Source organism: Mesorhizobium sp. A556 (genome assembly GCF_054489545.1).
Genome location: NZ_JBTMXA010000022.1, coordinates 1 through 17,248, shown reverse-complemented (window position 1 = coordinate 17,248; position 17,248 = coordinate 1). Strand labels below are relative to the sequence as shown.

Below are 17,248 nucleotides of genomic sequence, written 5' to 3'. Positions count from 1 at the left end.
TCTCGGCGCGCGGTGCTCAACTGAAGAGGTAAAGGAACGGCCGGTTAAGCCAAGGAGGCTGTGCGTTCCTGTCGCCCCCCTCTGGTGAGATGCGAAGGTGACGCCGGCCATCCATGAAGGCGGCCACTCTACTTCTTAAATGTCCCGATCCGGCGAAACCTATGGGGGCTCATTCCGGTCCAATTTCGGAACGCGCGGGAAAACGCCGACAACTCAGAATAGCCTAGGCACAGGGCTACGTCAGTGAGCGGCATATCGCTGTTCTTCATGTAGTGCAACGCAAGCTCCTCGCGGGCGGAGCGCAGTATATCATTATAGGTAATACCGATTTCCTTGAGTTGCCGCTGCAAGGTGGCGCTACTCATCCCAAGGATAACCGCGATGTCGCCGATGCTCGGCGTACGCTCTCCCAGATGCATCTTTATCTGATTGCGAAGCACGGTGACGATATCCTGCGGGTCTCCCGTGAAATCGCGCCTCGTCCGCAGCAAGGCCTCGATTATGGCAAACAGATAGGGGTCGGGCTCTGGCATTTTCGTGCTCAGAATGTCGCGGCGAAATGCAAAAGCGTTTGTTCGTCTGGCGAACTGGACCGGTGCGTTGAAATAGCGGGAATGGTCGCTGCCTCCGTCCGGCTTCGTATGCTCGAATCGAACCTCCAGCGGGGCCCAGTTTTTTCCCAGCGCCGTGCGGAAGATGTTGCAGAACATTCCCAGGGACAGTTCGGCGTCCTGGCGACGGTCGGCGATGCGCGGATCGGTGATCTGGTAACTCAGCCAGACAATATCGCCTTCGGGAATGAAGCCGAAGGTCGATTGGCCCTGATGAGCGGGGAAATATGCCTCGACGTTTCGCAGCGCGGCGCCGAGAGTCGGTGACGAGGTTGCCGCATAACCTAGTGGTCCCAGTTCCCTGGGCTGGAACTGCGCGCCGAACTCCAGGCCGAAATTGTCGTTACCGGTCTGCCTGGCCGCTTGCTCGAAAAGATTGCAATATTGGTGCAGATTGAGTTCGTTCGTCGGACAGCCTACGTCCGACATGCGGATCGCAGCGCTGGCGAAGATGGCCTCGGCATTTCCTCCTTTTCGCCGGATCATGTCAATGACGCCGTTGGCGGCCGATGCCAGTACCTTCGGTGGCGTGAACGAACGGACCTCGCCCGCCTCTAGCATTGTGCGGCCCCTCCCAAGTGTCGCGATCTGCCATTGAAGACTTGAGCCGATAATTCACCAGGCCCCCGAATTTGCAATTCATGCAGATTTCGTACCGTAACGCAAGGCGTTACCGGTTGCACTTCCTTCAATCCCATAGGTGCCGTCACTGGCGCCTCTTTGTCAAATCCCGGCTAGTCGATGTCAAGCAGCCTCCCTGAAGGCGGCATAGGCTGCAAGGCAAGATCCGGAGAGTTCGGTCGAAAAATCAGGGATGAATGGGAGGAATTTGATGAAGCTTTCGCGCAGGAACTTCAATCTGGGGCTCGCCGGCATCGCCGGAGCCGCCATGGTCGGGCAGGGGCATCCAGCCTTTGCTGCCCGCGACAGCGAACTGAACATTTTGTGCTGGGAAGGCTACAACACGGACAATGTGCTTGGGCCTTTTCGTGAATTGCATCCCGGCGCGCGGGTTCGCGCCGAAAGTGGCACGTCCGACCCGGACATGATCAATCGGCTTCGCGCCGGTGAACTGAACGTCTGGGACGTTCTCAACGTCAACCAGCCCTGGGCGCGGCGTCTGGCCCCCGATGGGCTGATCAAGCCTCTCGATAAGGCGCGGTTCATGCCTTACTTCGAGAAGATGAGCGGCGAGTTCGCCAAGCCCTATCCGCTGGCCTTCTCGGACGAAGGTGACCTGCTTGGCATGCCGCAGCGCTACGGTCCGTTCAGCTTCGTGGTCAATACGGACAAGATCAGCCGCGAGACTGCCGAAGAGCAGGGCTGGAAGCTGTTCTTCGATCCGGCCATGAAGGATCGCTACGGTGTTCTCACCTATGGAGACTGGAACATCATGCATCTGGCTCTGGCCGGGGATCTCAATCCGTTCGAGGAAATGGACGAGGCCAAGCGCGCCACGTTCAAAAGCACGGCGGAGACCATTTTCGGCAACGCCAAGCTCCTGACCGACGATCTGGTGGCGATGACGACGGCGCTCATCAATGGCGAGATAGATGCCTACTTCACCGGCGGCACCTACACCGCATCGCCCGCCCGCCTCGACGGTGCTTCTAACGTCCGTGCCATCACCCCGCGCTCGGGGCCGGTTGACGGCAAGGGTGGCCTGGTGTGGGTGGAATTGACCTCGCTGATCAACAATCCCGACCCTTCCGGGCTGGCCGAGGATTTCCTCGAATTCGTGCAGCAGCCTGACGTGGCCAAGAGCGTCAGCTTTGCCGAAGGCACCTACAATCCGGTCACCCAGATGGGCGACCCGACGGTCTTCGCCAAATACTCGCCCGAGGAACTGGATGCTATCCAGTGGGACAGCCTCGAGGAAGAGCTTTCGCGCGCGGCCCAGTACAACGTGATCAAGGATTACGACGCCCTCAATGCCATCTATACGGCGGCGAAGCGTCGCTGACGCGCGGCGCGTCCAGGTTGGGCGCGCCAACGAGGCGCTAGCGTTTGATCGGGCACCGCAGCGAACACCGGCCCGCTTGTCCAAGCCGGTGTTCCAGATCAATGGCAGAGGCGCCCGGCGCCGTAACGCTGGAGTGCATTCTGTTGCAGCAACTCACGTCCCATCCTCAAGGCAGCCCGCCGAGCAAGCCCATTCTACGGCTTGAAAATATCGTGAAGCGCTTCGGTGCCGTCACCGTCCTGCGCGATATCAGCCTTGACATTGTCGATGGAGAATTCCTCACCATCGTCGGCCCTTCCGGCAGCGGGAAAACCACGCTGATCCGTCTGCTGGTGGGGATGGACGAGCCGACTTCGGGCGCCATCTGGTTGCGGGACCGCCGCATCGAGCGGGTGCCGGCAAACAAGCGCCCGACCTGCATGGTCTTCCAGTCGCTGGCGCTGTTCCCGCATCGCAGCGTTGGGCAGAACATCGAATTCCCGCTGAAGATTCGCGGTGTTCCGGCTGCCGAGCGCAAGGAGCGCGCGCTTGAGCTCATGGCTCTCCTGCGCTTGCAGAAGGACTACTACGACAAGGGTGTCACCCAGATTTCAGGCGGTGAACGGCAAAGGGTGGCGCTGGCGCGCGCGCTGGCCTTCGATCCTGAAATCCTCTTCTTCGACGAGCCCTTGTCGGCGCTCGATTACCGGCTGCGCAAGGTTCTGGAGAAGGAACTGAAAGACTTGCACGCGCGAACCGGCAAGACCTTCGTGTACATCACCCATTCCCTCGAGGAGGCGATGGTGATGTCCGATCGCATCGCCATCATGCGGGCCGGCCGCTTCGAGCAGATCGCGGTCGCCGACGAAATCTATGCCCGCCCGCAGAGCCGCTTCGTTGCCGAGTTCATGGGCGAGGTCAATCTTTTCGATATCGAAGGCGTCGCCGACGGTGGGCTGAAGGGCGAGGGTATCGAGATCAACCTTCCCGTGGATACCGCGCCGGTGTCGGTATCGCTCGCTCCAGGCGTCAAGGCGACGCTGATGGTTCGGCCGGAATTCATGCACTTTCTCGACAATGGTCATGTCAGCGACTTCCATTTGAGCGGCGTGATCCGGGCGGAATACCTGCTTGGCTCGCGCATCCACTACGAAGTCGAAAGGCGCGACGGCATGATGGTGATCGTGGAAAAGCTGCGCGAGGATCGCTTTGCCGGCAAACCGGGCGATGAGGTGCTGCTGGGCTGGGATGTGGAGAATTGCCATATCATCGCGGAACAGCCATGACCACGCGCGACCGCAAGCTCGGAACCTTGGCTGCGTTGCCGATGGGCCTGTTGCTTATTGGCGGGTTCCTCGCGCCGCTTCTGGTCATTTCCGGCTTTTCCATCATGCCCGAGCGCGTTTTCGACTTGGCGCATATTCCCGACTTTTCGGCCTATGCCGTGTTTTTCAAGCAGGGTTACTACAAGTCGCTCCTATGGTCGCTGGCGATGGCCTTCATGGCCACTGTGATCCTGTTCGTTCTGTGCTGGCCGCTGGCCTACGGCATGGCCAAGGTATTCGGTCGGTTCACACTATTCCTGACGGTGGCCGTTGCGGTCACTCTGCTCGTGTCGGAAAATATCCGGCTTTTCGGCTGGGTGGTCACGCTCATGAAGGGCGGCTTGATCGACGGCTATCTGAACGCGCTGACGGGATGGCGGCTCGAAGGCGCGCTTTACAACGTCCCGATCACCATTTTCGGGCTGGTCTACGTCTACTTTCCGTTCATGCTTTTTCCCTTGGCGCAAGGCATCGCCATGGTGCCGGATGACGCCCGCCAGGCCGCGGCGGATCTTGGCGCTTCCCGTTGGCGCGTCCTGTGGGAGATCGATCTTCCGCTTGCCGCGCCTGGCATCATGGTCGGCTCTCTCCTGTGCTTTGTTCTCGTCGCCGGCGCACTCGCCGAATCCAAGCTGCTCGGCGGGCAGTCAGTCATCGTCATTGCCGCCGAAGTGGAAACGGCCTTTTCCTACGGGCAGAACTGGCCTTTGGGGTCGGCTCTGGCCATGAGCCTGATCGTCGTCATCGGCACATTGGCGATCGTGGCGATTTCGCGCGTCGACCTGGACGCCCTGATGGGGCGCAGGCGCTAATGAAGACGTCGCGAACGATATCGGCCCTTCTTGTCTGCTACGGCCTTCTGGTCGTTGCGTTCCTCTATCTGCCGATCGTCTCGGTGGGCTTCGCATCTGTTGCCAAGGCGCGTTACCTGACCTTTCCCATACGCGGCTATACGCTTCAATGGTACGACGCCGCCCTGACAAGTGGCACCGTCCGTGAGATCGTCGTTACGTCGCTTACGATAGCTGCGCTGGTGACCGTCATCTCGATGGTGCTTGGCTTTTTTGGCGCGCTGGCCTTCGCGCGCTACCAGTGGCGCTACCGCACGCTGTTCCAGAAGTTCGTGTTGTTGCCAATCTTCTTCCCGCAGGCGGTTCTTGGCCTTGCCTTGCTGGTCTGGTTCAATTCGATCGGAATCGTGCCGACCTGGAAAACGGCGATCGTGGCGCATCTGGTGTGGATTGCACCGATCGCGACGCTGGTTGTCGCCATCCAGGCCTACAGCTTCGACCCGATGCTGGAGGAAGCCGCGCGAGACCTCGGCGCTTCCACCTGGCAGATACTGCGAGAACTGACCATTCCGCTGCTGATGCCGGGTGTGCTTGCCGCTGGTCTGTTCGCGTTTCTCCTCAGTTGGGGAAATTTCCCGCTGTCGCTGTTCACCACGGGGGCCGATTCCACGCTGCCGGAGTGGCTCTACGCCAAGATGGTTTCCGGCTATTCGCCCCAGGTGCCCGCGCTCGGCATCATCGCCATCGCAAGCTCGGCCGCCATCGTACTGATTGCGGTGCTCATCTCGTCGCTGTTTCGCGCTATTCGCGCGGGCCGCGCCGGCAAGACTTGATACACAAGGAGAACAAATCATGTTGACGTCGATCAGGGGCAAAAGCGTTATCGTTACCGGGGGCTCGAAGGGCATCGGGCGCGGTATCGCCAAGATTTTTGCCGCTCAGGGCGCCAAGGTAATGATCGCAGCGCGCGGCAAGGATGCCTCCGAGGCGGTGCTCGCCGAACTGCGCGGCGCGGGCGGAATAGCCGAGGCCGTCGCCTGCGACGTTGCGGACTGGGGCTCCGTCCAGGCGATGGTGAAGGCCACGGAAGCGGTTTTCGGCGGCGTCGATATCCTGTGCGCCAACGCCGGCATTTTTCCGCAGGCTAAGATGATCGACCTTGATCCGGACGAGTGGGATCGCGTCATGGCGACCAATCTCAAGAGCGCCTTCCTGACGGTCAAGGCGTGCATTCCCTATTTCGAGAAGGCAGGCAAGGGGCGCGTTATTCTCACCTCGTCCATCACTGGGCCGGTGACCGGCTATCCCGGCTGGACCCATTACGGGGCTTCGAAAGCCGGCCAGCTCGGCTTCCTCAAGACCGCCTCGATGGAACTCGCCCGCTACAACACCACGATCAACGCAGTGATGCCCGGCAACATCGTGACCGAGGGTCTGGAAGGGCTTGGCCAGGCCTATCTCGACACGATGGCAGCGTCGGTCCCGCTCAAGCGCTTGGGCGCTGTCGAAGACATCGGCAATGCCGCTCTGTTCTTCGCGTCCGACGAGGCCGGCTACATCACCGGGCAGCAGATCATCGTGGACGGTGGCCAGACACTGCCGGAATCGCTCGAAGCGATCGCAAGTATCTAACGCCGATCTCACACCGATAAAACCCTGACGGGAGGTTGCCATATGTCGCAAGAGGCTACTCTTGAGCGGCTTCAAGGGCTGGTGCAGCAATCGCTGAGCCGCTGGGATATCCCGGCGGACACGTCTGCCCGCCTGATCAATATTTCGGAAAACGCTACCTATCTGGTCGAGGCGCCGGACGGGTTTCGCTCGATCTTGCGTGTCCACCGTGAAAATTACCATTCGCGTGACGCCATCGCCTCCGAACTCGCCTGGTCGCAGGCGCTAGGACATGAGGGCGGCGTGGAGACGCCGGACTATTTCCTCGGCCGCGACGGTAGCGCCATCCAGACAGCGACGGTCGACGGGCTGGCGGCACCGCGTCATATGGTGATGTTCGCGTTCGTGGAGGGGCATGAGCCCGATCCCGACCACGATCTGGTCGCTGCGTTCGGCCAGTTGGGCCAGATTGCGGCGCGGGCGCATCTGCATTCGTCCTCATGGCGTCGTCCTGCCGGATTCCAGCGGATGACCTGGGACGAAAGCACCGTCTTCGGCTCGGCCCCGACATGGGGGAACTGGCGCGACGGTCCCAACATCGATGCGCGCATCTCCAGCCAACTCGAGCGGCTCGAAGGCCTGATCGTGCAGCGGCTGGCCAGGTTCGGCAAGGGTGCGGAACGCTATGGCCTGATCCATGCCGACATGCGCCTCGCCAATCTGCTCGTTCACCAGGACAAGCCGCGCCTGATCGATTTCGACGACTGCGGCTTCGGCTGGTTCCTCTATGACTTCGCCACGGGCGTCTCGTTCATGGAGGACCACCCGCAGGTACCCGCCCTCAAGCAGTCCTGGGTCGAGGGCTACCGCAAGGTACGCGACCTTTCCGTGGCCGACGAAGCGGAAATCGATACCTTCGTGATGCTGCGGCGCATGGCGCTGCTGGCCTGGATCGGTTCGCATCGCGAGGTCGAAATCGCGGCCGAGCTCGCTCCGGTGTTTGCCGAGGGCACGGTCAGTCTGGCGGAAAGCTACTTCGGCACGCACGGCTGAGTGCTCGCTGTCAATCCGCACCCCGCCACTGTCAAGCGGCGGGGTGCATGAGTCCCTAAGGTCCTCGTAGCGCTGCGATCAAGCGGTCACGATTAACAGGCGAGACTAAGCCGATGAGCCAGGAAAAGCTGGATTTTCTCGAACGGTCACGAGAATTTTGGAACCCGGGCAAGACCCAGGACTGGCAGGACATGGGTGTCGATCTCGTCATCGATCGCCGTGAAGCCTACTACCTCTACGACATGGATGGCCGTCGTCTCATAGATGCGCATCTCAATGGCGGCACCTATAATCTGGGGCACCGTCACCCGGAGCTGGTGGAAGTGCTGAAGGCGGGAACCGACCGCTTCGACATGGGAAACCATCATTTCCCGGCACTTGCCCGTACGGCGCTTGCCGAGGCGCTGGCCGCCTGCGCGCCGGGCCCAGACTTCAAATACACCGCCTATGGGTCGGGTGGCGGCGAGGCGATCGACATCGCCCTCAAGACCGCCCGGCACGCCATGCAGAAGAAGAAGATCGTTTCGATCGTCAAGGCCTATCACGGCCACACCGGCCTGGCGCTGAAGACAGGCGACGACCGGTTCTCCAAGCTGTTCCTGTCCGAGGATACGTCGGGTGAATTCGTCCAGGTTCCCTTCAACGACCTCACCGCCATGGAAGATGCGTTGCGCAAGCGCGACGTGGCGGCCGTCATCATGGAGACGATCCCGGCGACCTATGGCTTCCCGATGCCACATGAGGGCTATCTGCCGGCGGTCAAGAAACTGTGTGAGCGCTATGATGCGCTTTACATCGCCGACGAGGTCCAGACGGGCCTGATGCGCTGCGGTGAGATGTGGGCGTGCATGCGCTACGGCGTGGTGCCGGATATCATGGTGACCGGCAAGGGTATTTCTGGCGGGATGTATCCGATCGCCTGTGTACTGATCTCCGAAAAATGCGGCGGCTGGCTCAAGCAGGACGGTTTCGGTCACATCTCGACGATGGGCGGGGCGGAACTGGGCTGTATCGTTGCCATGAAGACGCTGGAGATCGTGCAGCGGCCCGAAGTGCGCAGCATGGTTAATTTCATAGCGGACTTCCTGCGGGCCGGCCTCGATCAGATCATGGCCGAATATCCAGATTTCTTCATTGGCATTCGCCAGCACGGCGTGGTCATGGGGCTTGAGTTCAATCATCCGCAAGGCGCCAAGCCGGTGATGAAGCATCTCTACCAGAATGGTGTGTGGGCGATCTTCTCGACGCTTGACCCAAGTGTGCTGCAGTTCAAGCCCGGCCTGTTGCTGACCCAGACGGATGCCGAGGATTTGCTGCGCCGCGTCGAAATAGCCATCGACCTTGCGCGAACCGAGATCATGGGCGGACGGCGGGTGATCAACTGATGGAACCGCAGATCAGAACGCTTGTCGATATTGCCGGTACCAAGGCAGACCTGCGCGGCCGCGCCGACATGATGCTGGAGCGGGCCCGCTGGGCCAGCCAAGTCTTTCAGCGCTACGATCGCCCCGCAACCATGGCGATCGTCGATGCCGTCGCCAAGGCGGCGCATGCGAATGCAGCGAAATATGCCGACTGGGCCGTCGAGGAAACGGGTTTCGGAGTTCCCGCCCACAAGAAGCTGAAGAATGAACTGTCCTCCACCGGGCTGGTCGATTTCTATCGCAACGACGATTACGTCAATCCGAGGATCGACAGCGCCGCCAAGATGGTCAAGATTCCGCGCCCGGCCGGCGTGGTGTTTGCGCTGACGCCCTCTACCAACCCGATCGCGACCCTCAACTACAAGATCCTTCTGGCCCTGATGACGCGCAATGCGATCGTCATCAGCCCGCATCCGGCCGCGCGCCATTGCTGCGTCGACGCTGCCCGCACCCTGATGGCTGCGGCGCTCGAAGCCGGCGCGCCGGATGCCATCATCCAGATCGTCGAAGAGCCCAGCATTCCTTTCATCGAGGAATTCATGGCTTCGCCGAAGACATCCGTGATCCTTGCCACCGGCGGCAACGCCGTGGTGCGCGCGGCCTATTCGTCGTCGAACCCGGCGATCGGCGTGGGGCCGGGCAACGCTCCGGTCTATGTCGACCCCTCGGCCGATATCGACAAGGCGGCCAAGCGCATCGTCGACGGCAAGAGCTTCGACAACTCCATCCTGTGCACCAATGAAAGTGTCGTCCTCACGCTGCCCGAGGTCGACAAGCAGCTCCGGCGCTCCATGCAGGCTGCCGGCGCCTATTTCTGCTCGCCGGACGAGACGGAAAGACTTCGTGCGCTGCTGTTCCATCCGCGCGGCTTCAATGTCGCCTGTGTAGGGCGCGACGCCGTGCTGATTGCTGCCGATGCGGGGATACGCGTTCCGCAAAACACCCGCATCCTGGTGACGCCGATCGACCAGATCGGGGTGGAGGAGCGCCTTTCCAAGGAAAAGCTCTGTCCCGTGCTGGCCTACCATGTCGCCAAGAACCGCTCGCAGGCGATGGCGCATGCCCGCGCCATCCTGCGCATGACGGGTGCTGGCCATTCGGCGGCGATCCACGCCAACGATCCTGCCGTCATCATGACCTACGGAAGCACGGTCGAAGCCTATCGCATCGTCGTCAATTCCCCGTGCAGCCAAGGTGCTGCCGGCTTCGGAACCGGTCTGGCTCCCACCTTCACCGTCGGCACCGGCTATTTCGGCCGCAGTTCCATCGGCGAGAATGTCGGCCCCCAGCATCTCGTTCACTGGTCGCGCATCGCCTACAACACGGACCCTGACGTTCCTTTCGGGAATTTCGACAATCTAGGGCCGCGCTTCGAAGGGCCGTTGCCGATGGCTCCCGCCGACGGGATGCCCGGAAGTGCCGTGCCGCGCCGACCGGCGGCACCAGGTTCCTTCTCCGGAGGCCAGGCAGCCTCGTCGCCTTTATCTGATGCAGCACGAGACGAACTGCGCCGCCTGATCGCGGAAGAACTTCGCGCCGTGCTCAAGGAACGCTGACCCCATGGCTGAACTTCGCTCCTTCATTTTCATCGACCAGTTGCAGCCCCAGACGCTGGCCTATCTGGCGACCTGGATCAGAGGCTCGCTGCCGCGCCGCGCCATGGCCGCGCAGATCATCGAAGTCGCGCCCGGCATTGACATCGAGGCGCTCACCGACGTCGCCCTGAAAGGGGCGAACGTACGGGCGGGCATGCTCGTCGTGGAGAGGCAGTACGGCTATCTGGAATTCCACTCCCGCTCGACGGCCGAGGTCAAGGCTGCGGCCCAGGCGGTGCTTTCCGCGTTGGGTGCGGACGAAGCGGACACCAGGCGCCCCGAGATTCTTGCTTCCAGGGTCGTCAACCGCGTCGATCCCCAACATGCCTTCCTGATCAACCGCAATCGGCTCGGTTCGATGATCGTCGGTGGGGAGTCCCTCTACATCCTCGAATGTCAGCCGGCTTCCTACGCCATTCTGGCCTGCAACGAGGCTGAAAAAGCAGCGAACATCAAGGTTATCGACTACCGCATGATCGGCGCCAGCGGCAGGCTGTATTTGTCGGGCGACGAGGCCGAAATCCGCAATGCACGCGATGCCGCCGAAGCGGCGTTGCGCGCGCACGGCGCGCGATAGGAGCGGTGGCATGAGCTCCGATCTCAGGACCATGATACGCGAATTGTTGCGGGAGGAACTCGCGGCGCGTGGCGTCGGGCGTCCCTCGGGTGCCACCCAGATTCGCGAGGAGGCGGTTTCGGTCGCTTCCGATGCCGAACTGGCCGCGTTTGCGCGCCGCATCCTGGCGCTCGCTGGAGACAGCAAGGCCCGTGCGGACATCGAAAATGGACGGCATGTCTTTCGGCTGGCCGGTATTGGCAGCCGAGTCGCGACGCCTGTCGAGGCGTATGAGCGCGCGCAGCCGAAGCAGAATCTCTCGCCGGTCTCATTCGAGCGCGGCCTCGTCAACGAGCGCGAAATCCGCAACCTTCCCGAAGGAATCACCGTGATCCGTATCGGCAAGACCGTTCGCCTCACCCCTCTCGCGCAGGATGAACTGCGTCGGCTGGGCATCAAGATCGAAAGGGCTAAGTCATGATCCGCGGACGCGTAACTGGTCGTGTCTGGTCTTCCAAGGCGATAGACACCCTGCCCAGCGGGGCGCTTCTGGAAGTCACGACGGAAGGGGGCGCAAGCCTCGTCGCTTTCGATCCGCTCGGCTGCGCGCAGGGTGAGGCCGTTCTGGTTACGCAAGGGTCGGTGGCTGCCGCCTATTTTACCAAGATCAAGGCGCCGGTGGACGCACTCATCATCGGTTCGATCGACGAAGCCCAGGATTGACGACGACCATATTCATTCACTGAAAGCAAATTGAAATTCCCAAACCATCAGGAGACTAATCATGGCTAATCTGGCAATTGGAATGATCGAGACACGCGGTTACGTGGCGGCACTGGCAAGCGCGGACGCCATGGTCAAGGCGGCGAACGTCGAAATCGTGGCCCGCAACGAAGTGGGCGGCGGCCTCGTGTCCGTCGTGATCCGCGGCGACGTCGGCGCGGTCAAGGCAGCAACGGAAGCCGGCGCCGAGGCCGGAAACGCGGTGGGCGAGGTTGTCGCCGTTCACGTCATTCCGCGTCCGCATCAGGATCTGGCTAAGTATTTCACGGCCGCCGTCGTCGCCAAGTAAGGCGTCAGCCTGGAATTCAAGGTGGCCGGCGGCGCGTCGTCGCCTGCGGCCATTGTTGTCTGTTGCCAATAACCCCCGGCGGGAGTGTCCGAGATGACGGAACTACGGGTCTATCTACCTATTCACGACCTGCAGCCTCAGTTTGCCGCGTATCTGAGCTCGCCCACCCGAGCCAGGGGCTACCCGCCCTTTGCCGGCCAGCACAGCCTCATCATCGAGGTCGCGCCGGCGCTTGCCATCCACCGGATTGCGGATCTAGCGCTAAAGGCCGCGCCCGACATGGAGCCAGGTATCCTCTATACTGAACGGCAATTCGGGCTGCTCGAACTGCACTCCTCGGACAAGGATGAACTGGAGGCTGCCGGCCAGGCGATTTTGAACGGGATAGGGGCGAAGGCGGAAGACCAGCTCGCCCCCAGCATCTACTATCATGACATCATCGAGGACCTATCCGACCAGCACGCGATCATCCTGAACCGGTCGCGCGATGCCTCGATCCTTGTCCCCGGCAACAGCTTGCTGGTATTCGAGCTTGCCCCTGCCTTGTTCGCCTGCGTGGCGGCGAATGAGGCAGAGCGCGCGGCGCCGGAAACGGTGATCAACGACGTCCAGATGATCGGGGCGACGGGGCGCATTTTCATGTCGGGCCGCACCGCCGATCTCGTGAAGGCGCGGGACGCGATCATCCGGACCGTGGAGGCAGTACAAGGCCGGCGCAAGTAGCCGGAAGGTGTTGTCACGGTAACGGCTTGTTCGGACCCGCTGCGATATATTCAGGCCCATGAACACCTCTCCCATCAGCTACAAGCGCCACCGTTTTCCGCCCCAGATCATCGCCCATGCGGTGTGGCTCTACTTTCGCTTTCCGCTGAGCTTGCGCTTGGTCGAGGAAATGCTGCTGGAGCGCGGTATTGTCGTTTCCTATGAGACCATCCGCCGATGGGGACTGAAATTCGGCCCGGACTATGCCCGACGGCTCCGAAGGAAGCGTCCAGGGGCTTTGGTGCATTGATGCGATCAAAGGGCTTGGTGACTTTGTAGCCTGATCAGCGGACGCGCTCGGACAGGGGCCTTGCGAGGACCATGTTACGGTTCGCGATTTTGATATGAATGGCGACTTCGTTTTGCTGGGCGCCGAAAGTGCGGGAGGTCAGGTGCCCGTCGTTGATACGTTTGATGCAGGAAATGGCAGTCTCGACCAGAGAGCGTTTGCCGTATTCGTGTCGTCGCTGCCACGCCATTCGGCCATGAAGCGCGATCTCTGCGGCATGGCGTTCCCGCTCGCTTCCACCATGCGGCTGTCCCTTCTCCGGGATCGATCGCTTGCCCGGCGGGATGACTATCCTGGGCGGAGATCGGGCCGGACGTGCGGCACGGATCGCCTGATATGTGGGCTCCCCGTCATAGGCGCCATCGGCAATGACCGATCGGATATTGCCGCCCGAATTGGCCACGAGTTGGCCGATCATGGCGCTGTCTGATGTGTCGTCATCAGTGAGCTCGTGGGCAATGATCTCATTGTCGTCAGCATTCACCGAAATATGCAGTTTACGCCACGAACGGCGCGTTTCGCCGTGTTTGGCTCTTGCCCATTCACCTGCGCCGTAGAATTTCAGGCCAGTGCTGTCGATCACAATGTCGACCGATCTCCTGCGTGGACATCGGACCGAACAGACATCAACCGTTCTGCGCCGGCGTGCCAGGGTCGTATGATCGGGCACGGTCCGATCAAGGTTCAGCAAAGCCATAAGCGAGCGCACAAAACCCTCGGTCTGGCGCAGTGGAAACCGAGCCAGAGCGCCGAGCATCAGCGTTGTCTCGATCGCCAAATTGGAGAACCGGCGCTGACCGCCGGGCGTATTGCGGCACGATGGGCGCCACCCTTCAATCGCCTCAGCCGAAATCCACATCCTGATATCGCCGCGCAAAATCAGGCCGCGATCATAGGCGCTCCAATTTGTCACTCGATACCGGGCGCGTGGAATGTGATGACGCCGCGCGGCGTTGAATTTGAACGGCATGCAAATCTCGGTGAGCTTGTGATCGAAGCCCTCATACCATCACTGGCCTATTCGTGCACCAACGCCGCGACGAACGGCGCCGGGCGATCGAAGCCGTGCTGAGCGAAACCGGCGGCCGTGTCCCGGTCGTGGTCGGAATCGGCGCGCTGCGCACGGATGATGCGGTAAAGCTCGCTCAGGACGCCAAAGCCGTCGGGGCGACAGCAGGGCTACTATCAGCAGCGTCCTACACGCCGCTCACTGAAAACGAGGTGTTTGAGCATTTCTCGGCGGTGGTGCGCGAAAGCGGTCTGCCGATCGTCATCTACGATAATCCGGGCACGACGCATTTCCAGTTCACGCCGGCGCTTGTCGGTCGCCTCGCCACGGTGCCCGGTATCGTTGCGATCAAGAATCCTGGCTGGAGGGCCGAAGATACGGCACAGAATCTGGCCGCCCAGCGCGCAATTGTCCCGCAAGGCTTTGCCATCGGTTGCAGCGCTGACTGGACGGCGCCCGAGACCATGATCGCCGGTGCCGACACCTGGCACAGCGTGCTTGGAGGACTGTTCCCGGATGTATGCCTGAGGATCGTCAGGGCCGCGCAGCGGGGTAATGCCGCCGAGGCGCGTCGGCTAGATGGCGAGCTTGCACCGGTCTGGGACCTGTTCAGGCAGTTTTCCAGCCTGCGGGTCGTCTACGCGCTCGCCGACCTGCTCGGCATCTGCCGCATCGACCCGCCACGGCCGGTCCTGCCACTTCCCGAGCCCGCGAGGCGTCAGGTCGCCGACACGCTCGCGCGCCTGCCGGCGCACATCACGCTTTGAACGGAACTACGACTCGGGTTTGTTGCGTGAAATTTGGCGTGCCCGTGTAACGTTCAAGCCTGCCGTGCAGATGCGCAGTCGCAGTCCGACCATTGAGCGGCGATTGTGCGCCGCTGCGCGACCAACGCATCTGTCGCTTCTTAAACATGCGTTGGTTGATTAGTTGGTTCACGGTCGATTCCACATAGCCGGTCGACACCCTCTCGTCTCTTGCCGATATGACGCGTAGTCCACCAAGGATCGGATGTTGCAGTAGATGTCGCTCCGGAGCCATTCAGCTTACGCCCTCATTTCAGGGCTCTGTGCTTTGCACCGCATCGCCTGTAAGCTGCCGATCCGTAGATTGCTCCCATCGTTCACTCTCTCGCAACCGTCCGCCGGGACGATGGGAAGACCGGAAGCTTTCCCGGTATCTTAGAGGGCTCAACCCGAGTCGGCGCTGAAACGCGGCTCTCATCTGCTGAGAACTAGCGAAGCCGCAATCGAAAGCGATGACCTTAATCGGGCGTTCCGTCGCTTCAAGCATGTTGCGCGCCTGATCGATGCGGACGCTTTCCACGAAGTCGTGTGGTGTTTGTCCCAATTCCTTTACGAACAGGCGCGCCACCGTACGTTCGCTCGTGCCGGCAATACGGGCCAGGCGTTCGACGGAAAACGGCTCCGCGAGATGATTGACGACATAGGCCTGGACCTTGCCGATCGGCGAGTCCGGGTCGCCTCGCGGCACCAATAACGGGCTGAACTGCGACTGGCCGCCCTGGCGTTGGGCAACGACCACCAATCGCTTGGCGCAGGCGAGTGCCAGTGCCTCGCCATGATCCTCGCTCACCAGCGCGAGCGCGAGGTCGATACCCGCGGTCACGCCGGCCGACGTCACCAGCGCGCCGTCACGAGCATGGATGCGGTCATACTCCACCCGGCAGGCAGGGAAGCTTGCGGCAAGGCGCGCGGCATTCTGCCAATGAGTCGTCGCGACGCGTCCATCGAGCAGCCCGGCGTGGCCGAGCACGAACGCGCCGGTGCAGATCGATCCATAGCGCTCCGCCAGCGTGCCCCAGTTCCGCAGCCAGTCCAACATGGCCCCGTCCGGCTGGGCCTCCGGCAGCGACGGCCCGCCCGCTACGAGGGCAATGTCGAAGCGGCGGCCCGCCTGCGCGAAGGAGAAATGCGGGATCATCAAGATGCCGTTCGAGGCACGGACGGCATTGGTATCGGCCGCGATGAGCATGCAATCATATCTCTCGTCAGCTCCGAGGAACGCATTCGCTTCGGCAAAGACGTCAAGCGGACCGGCTACGTCCAGCGCCTGCACACCATCATGGATGATGAGCGCCACTTCCCTTTTCGCCATCAAATCGCCTCCAGTATCGCTTCGGGCAGCTTATCGCACATGATTGGCAGATTTTCGATGGTGTGTATGTTTGCTGCCAAACGCGTCGGGGGCGATGAGTAGCGGTAGCTTCCTCTCACTGGAGATACGACATGAAGGACCCACTTCTCTCGAAAGCCAGCATCAATGGAATTTCGGTGCCAGACAGCAAACTCGGCCGCGCGATCACCGAATTTGTCCGCGATACGGAATCCGAGTTGCTATTCAATCATTCCAGCCGCGTCTATTTCTTCGGTGCGCTTGCCGGGCAGCAGCGCGGCCTCACCTTCAACGCTGAGCTGCTCTATGCGGCAACGATGTTTCACGACATCGGCCTTATGCCGTCGCATAGCAGCGCGGACCTGCGCTTCGAGGTGGATGGAGCCAACGCCGCGCGCGATTTCCTTCAGAGCCACGGCGTCAGTGCCAGCGATATCGAAAAGGTCTGGACCGGGATCGCGCTGCACACCACACCCGGCGTGCCGGAGCACATGCACCCGGTGATCGCACTTACCACTGCGGGTGTCGAAATGGACGTGCTCGGCCTCACCTATGGCGAGTATGATGACGCGACGCGCGAGGCCGTGGTCTCCGCCTTCCCGCGCACGCCGCAGTTCAAGGAGGACATCATCCAGGCCTTCTATGACGGCATCAGGCACAAGCCCGACACGACCTTCGGCAACGTCAAGGCCGATGTGATTGCCGACAAGGAGCCGCATTTCCACCGCGGCAACTTCTGCTCGGTCATCCGCAATTCACACTGGCACGCCTGATCGAGCCGGAGAGTTCGGGCGATGCCGTGCATTTTTTGAGTCGAACATGGTATCGTGGGAACGGCTGTCAGCTACTTTCCCAGAAGCTGTCGGTCCGTTTCCACCAAACTCAGACCTCCGCAGCCAGATCATGACTATGCCAGTGTAACCGGCGGGTGTTTGCATGCAAAATCGCCTCCAAAGCTGGGGGTTGCAGGACCTTGTTGCAGGGATCGGAATTTGATCGAAGAGCGCCCTACCGGTGACCTTGTTCATGCCCCGCGTTCAAACTCGGCACGGCCGAGCTTGGTCATTCGGTT

General features: G+C 61.4%; 18 protein-coding genes and 1 pseudogene. 16 read left to right on the top strand and 3 right to left on the bottom strand.

The window, feature by feature from the left end:
* Positions 1-128: 128 nt before the first annotated feature.
* On the bottom strand, positions 129-1,172 hold the full coding sequence (gene qhpR / locus ACX3P0_RS23685) for an AraC-like transcriptional regulator QhpR (protein WP_459092469.1): 1,044 nt from the start codon (positions 1,170-1,172) through the stop codon (positions 129-131).
* A 271-nt stretch (positions 1,173-1,443) separates the two neighbouring features.
* On the opposite strand from qhpR, the gene ACX3P0_RS23680 reads away from it, so the two are divergent.
* From ACX3P0_RS23680 to ACX3P0_RS23615, 14 genes and pseudogenes are all read left to right on the top strand, one after another.
* A complete protein-coding gene (locus ACX3P0_RS23680) occupies positions 1,444-2,574 on the top strand; it encodes an ABC transporter substrate-binding protein (RefSeq protein ID WP_459092467.1) in 1,131 nt (376 codons plus the stop codon).
* Between the two features lie 101 nt (positions 2,575-2,675).
* On the top strand, positions 2,676-3,839 hold the full coding sequence (locus ACX3P0_RS23675) for an ABC transporter ATP-binding protein (protein WP_459092465.1): 1,164 nt from the start codon (positions 2,676-2,678) through the stop codon (positions 3,837-3,839).
* Positions 3,836-4,690 (top strand): ABC transporter permease, encoded by an 855-nt coding sequence (locus ACX3P0_RS23670; protein WP_459092463.1) that lies wholly within the window; start codon positions 3,836-3,838, stop codon positions 4,688-4,690. Before ACX3P0_RS23675 ends, ACX3P0_RS23670 begins: the two co-directional genes overlap by 4 nt.
* Positions 4,690-5,502, top strand: coding sequence for an ABC transporter permease (locus ACX3P0_RS23665; RefSeq protein ID WP_459092461.1), 813 nt, complete (start codon positions 4,690-4,692; stop codon positions 5,500-5,502). The genes ACX3P0_RS23670 and ACX3P0_RS23665 overlap by 1 nt, the downstream gene beginning before the upstream one ends.
* Before the next feature lie 19 nt (positions 5,503-5,521).
* Positions 5,522-6,301 carry a 3-oxoacyl-ACP reductase FabG gene (gene fabG / locus ACX3P0_RS23660; protein WP_459092459.1) on the top strand — a complete coding sequence of 260 codons (780 nt, stop codon included), beginning with the start codon at positions 5,522-5,524 and terminating at the stop codon, positions 6,299-6,301.
* A 42-nt stretch (positions 6,302-6,343) separates the two neighbouring features.
* Positions 6,344-7,333, top strand: a complete 990-nt coding sequence (locus ACX3P0_RS23655) for a phosphotransferase enzyme family protein (protein WP_459092457.1) — start codon at positions 6,344-6,346, stop codon at positions 7,331-7,333.
* A gap of 113 nt (positions 7,334-7,446) precedes the next feature.
* Positions 7,447-8,718, top strand: a complete 1,272-nt coding sequence (locus tag ACX3P0_RS23650; RefSeq protein ID WP_459092455.1) for a class-III pyridoxal-phosphate-dependent aminotransferase — start codon at positions 7,447-7,449, stop codon at positions 8,716-8,718.
* Positions 8,718-10,313, top strand: a complete 1,596-nt coding sequence (locus tag ACX3P0_RS23645; protein WP_459092453.1) for an aldehyde dehydrogenase family protein — start codon at positions 8,718-8,720, stop codon at positions 10,311-10,313. The genes ACX3P0_RS23650 and ACX3P0_RS23645 overlap by 1 nt, the downstream gene beginning before the upstream one ends.
* Before the next feature lie 4 nt (positions 10,314-10,317).
* Entirely contained in the window at positions 10,318-10,929 is a 612-nt protein-coding gene (locus ACX3P0_RS23640) for a BMC domain-containing protein (RefSeq protein WP_459092451.1), read from the top strand.
* Positions 10,930-10,939: 10 nt separating this feature from the next.
* Entirely contained in the window at positions 10,940-11,389 is a 450-nt protein-coding gene (locus ACX3P0_RS23635) for a hypothetical protein (protein WP_459092449.1), read from the top strand.
* Complete coding sequence (locus ACX3P0_RS23630) at positions 11,386-11,631, top strand: EutN/CcmL family microcompartment protein (RefSeq protein ID WP_459092447.1); 246 nt, start codon at positions 11,386-11,388, stop codon at positions 11,629-11,631. Before ACX3P0_RS23635 ends, ACX3P0_RS23630 begins: the two co-directional genes overlap by 4 nt.
* 61 nt (positions 11,632-11,692) lie before the next feature.
* Positions 11,693-11,980, top strand: coding sequence for a BMC domain-containing protein (locus ACX3P0_RS23625; protein ID WP_459092445.1), 288 nt, complete (start codon positions 11,693-11,695; stop codon positions 11,978-11,980).
* Positions 11,981-12,073: 93 nt separating this feature from the next.
* Positions 12,074-12,703, top strand: coding sequence for a hypothetical protein (locus tag ACX3P0_RS23620; protein ID WP_459092443.1), 630 nt, complete (start codon positions 12,074-12,076; stop codon positions 12,701-12,703).
* A 58-nt stretch (positions 12,704-12,761) separates the two neighbouring features.
* A pseudogene (locus ACX3P0_RS23615) lies at positions 12,762-12,974 on the top strand (IS6 family transposase); the annotation flags it as partial.
* 52 nt (positions 12,975-13,026) lie between these two features.
* On the opposite strand, the gene ACX3P0_RS23610 reads toward ACX3P0_RS23615, so the two are convergent.
* Entirely contained in the window at positions 13,027-14,001 is a 975-nt protein-coding gene (locus ACX3P0_RS23610) for an IS5 family transposase (protein ID WP_459092441.1), read from the bottom strand.
* Positions 14,002-14,054: 53 nt separating this feature from the next.
* Here ACX3P0_RS23610 and ACX3P0_RS23605 point away from each other — a divergent pair, with 53 nt between their 5' ends.
* Entirely contained in the window at positions 14,055-14,807 is a 753-nt protein-coding gene (locus ACX3P0_RS23605) for a dihydrodipicolinate synthase family protein (RefSeq protein ID WP_459092439.1), read from the top strand.
* Positions 14,808-15,099: 292 nt separating this feature from the next.
* Here ACX3P0_RS23605 and ACX3P0_RS23600 read toward each other — a convergent pair whose 3' ends face one another.
* Positions 15,100-16,158 carry a GlxA family transcriptional regulator gene (locus ACX3P0_RS23600; protein ID WP_459092437.1) on the bottom strand — a complete coding sequence of 353 codons (1,059 nt, stop codon included), beginning with the start codon at positions 16,156-16,158 and terminating at the stop codon, positions 15,100-15,102.
* A gap of 131 nt (positions 16,159-16,289) precedes the next feature.
* Between ACX3P0_RS23600 and ACX3P0_RS23595 the strand changes: the two genes are divergently transcribed.
* Positions 16,290-16,949, top strand: a complete 660-nt coding sequence (locus ACX3P0_RS23595; protein ID WP_459092435.1) for an HD domain-containing protein — start codon at positions 16,290-16,292, stop codon at positions 16,947-16,949.
* Positions 16,950-17,248: the final 299 nt, after the last annotated feature.

What these genes read in the sequence shown, in the direction of transcription:
- qhpR (WP_459092469.1), bottom strand. Translation starts at nt 1,172, where the DNA reads ATGCTAGAGGCGGGCGAGGTCCGTTCGTTCACGCCACCGAAGGTACTG.
- ACX3P0_RS23680 (WP_459092467.1), top strand. Translation starts at nt 1,444, where the DNA reads ATGAAGCTTTCGCGCAGGAACTTCAATCTGGGGCTCGCCGGCATCGCC.
- ACX3P0_RS23675 (WP_459092465.1), top strand. Translation starts at nt 2,676, where the DNA reads ATGGCAGAGGCGCCCGGCGCCGTAACGCTGGAGTGCATTCTGTTGCAG.
- ACX3P0_RS23670 (WP_459092463.1), top strand. Translation starts at nt 3,836, where the DNA reads ATGACCACGCGCGACCGCAAGCTCGGAACCTTGGCTGCGTTGCCGATG.
- ACX3P0_RS23665 (WP_459092461.1), top strand. Translation starts at nt 4,690, where the DNA reads ATGAAGACGTCGCGAACGATATCGGCCCTTCTTGTCTGCTACGGCCTT.
- fabG (WP_459092459.1), top strand. Translation starts at nt 5,522, where the DNA reads ATGTTGACGTCGATCAGGGGCAAAAGCGTTATCGTTACCGGGGGCTCG.
- ACX3P0_RS23655 (WP_459092457.1), top strand. Translation starts at nt 6,344, where the DNA reads ATGTCGCAAGAGGCTACTCTTGAGCGGCTTCAAGGGCTGGTGCAGCAA.
- ACX3P0_RS23650 (WP_459092455.1), top strand. Translation starts at nt 7,447, where the DNA reads ATGAGCCAGGAAAAGCTGGATTTTCTCGAACGGTCACGAGAATTTTGG.
- ACX3P0_RS23645 (WP_459092453.1), top strand. Translation starts at nt 8,718, where the DNA reads ATGGAACCGCAGATCAGAACGCTTGTCGATATTGCCGGTACCAAGGCA.
- ACX3P0_RS23640 (WP_459092451.1), top strand. Translation starts at nt 10,318, where the DNA reads ATGGCTGAACTTCGCTCCTTCATTTTCATCGACCAGTTGCAGCCCCAG.
- ACX3P0_RS23635 (WP_459092449.1), top strand. Translation starts at nt 10,940, where the DNA reads ATGAGCTCCGATCTCAGGACCATGATACGCGAATTGTTGCGGGAGGAA.
- ACX3P0_RS23630 (WP_459092447.1), top strand. Translation starts at nt 11,386, where the DNA reads ATGATCCGCGGACGCGTAACTGGTCGTGTCTGGTCTTCCAAGGCGATA.
- ACX3P0_RS23625 (WP_459092445.1), top strand. Translation starts at nt 11,693, where the DNA reads ATGGCTAATCTGGCAATTGGAATGATCGAGACACGCGGTTACGTGGCG.
- ACX3P0_RS23620 (WP_459092443.1), top strand. Translation starts at nt 12,074, where the DNA reads ATGACGGAACTACGGGTCTATCTACCTATTCACGACCTGCAGCCTCAG.
- ACX3P0_RS23610 (WP_459092441.1), bottom strand. Translation starts at nt 14,001, where the DNA reads ATGCCGTTCAAATTCAACGCCGCGCGGCGTCATCACATTCCACGCGCC.
- ACX3P0_RS23600 (WP_459092437.1), bottom strand. Translation starts at nt 16,158, where the DNA reads ATGGCGAAAAGGGAAGTGGCGCTCATCATCCATGATGGTGTGCAGGCG.
- ACX3P0_RS23595 (WP_459092435.1), top strand. Translation starts at nt 16,290, where the DNA reads ATGAAGGACCCACTTCTCTCGAAAGCCAGCATCAATGGAATTTCGGTG.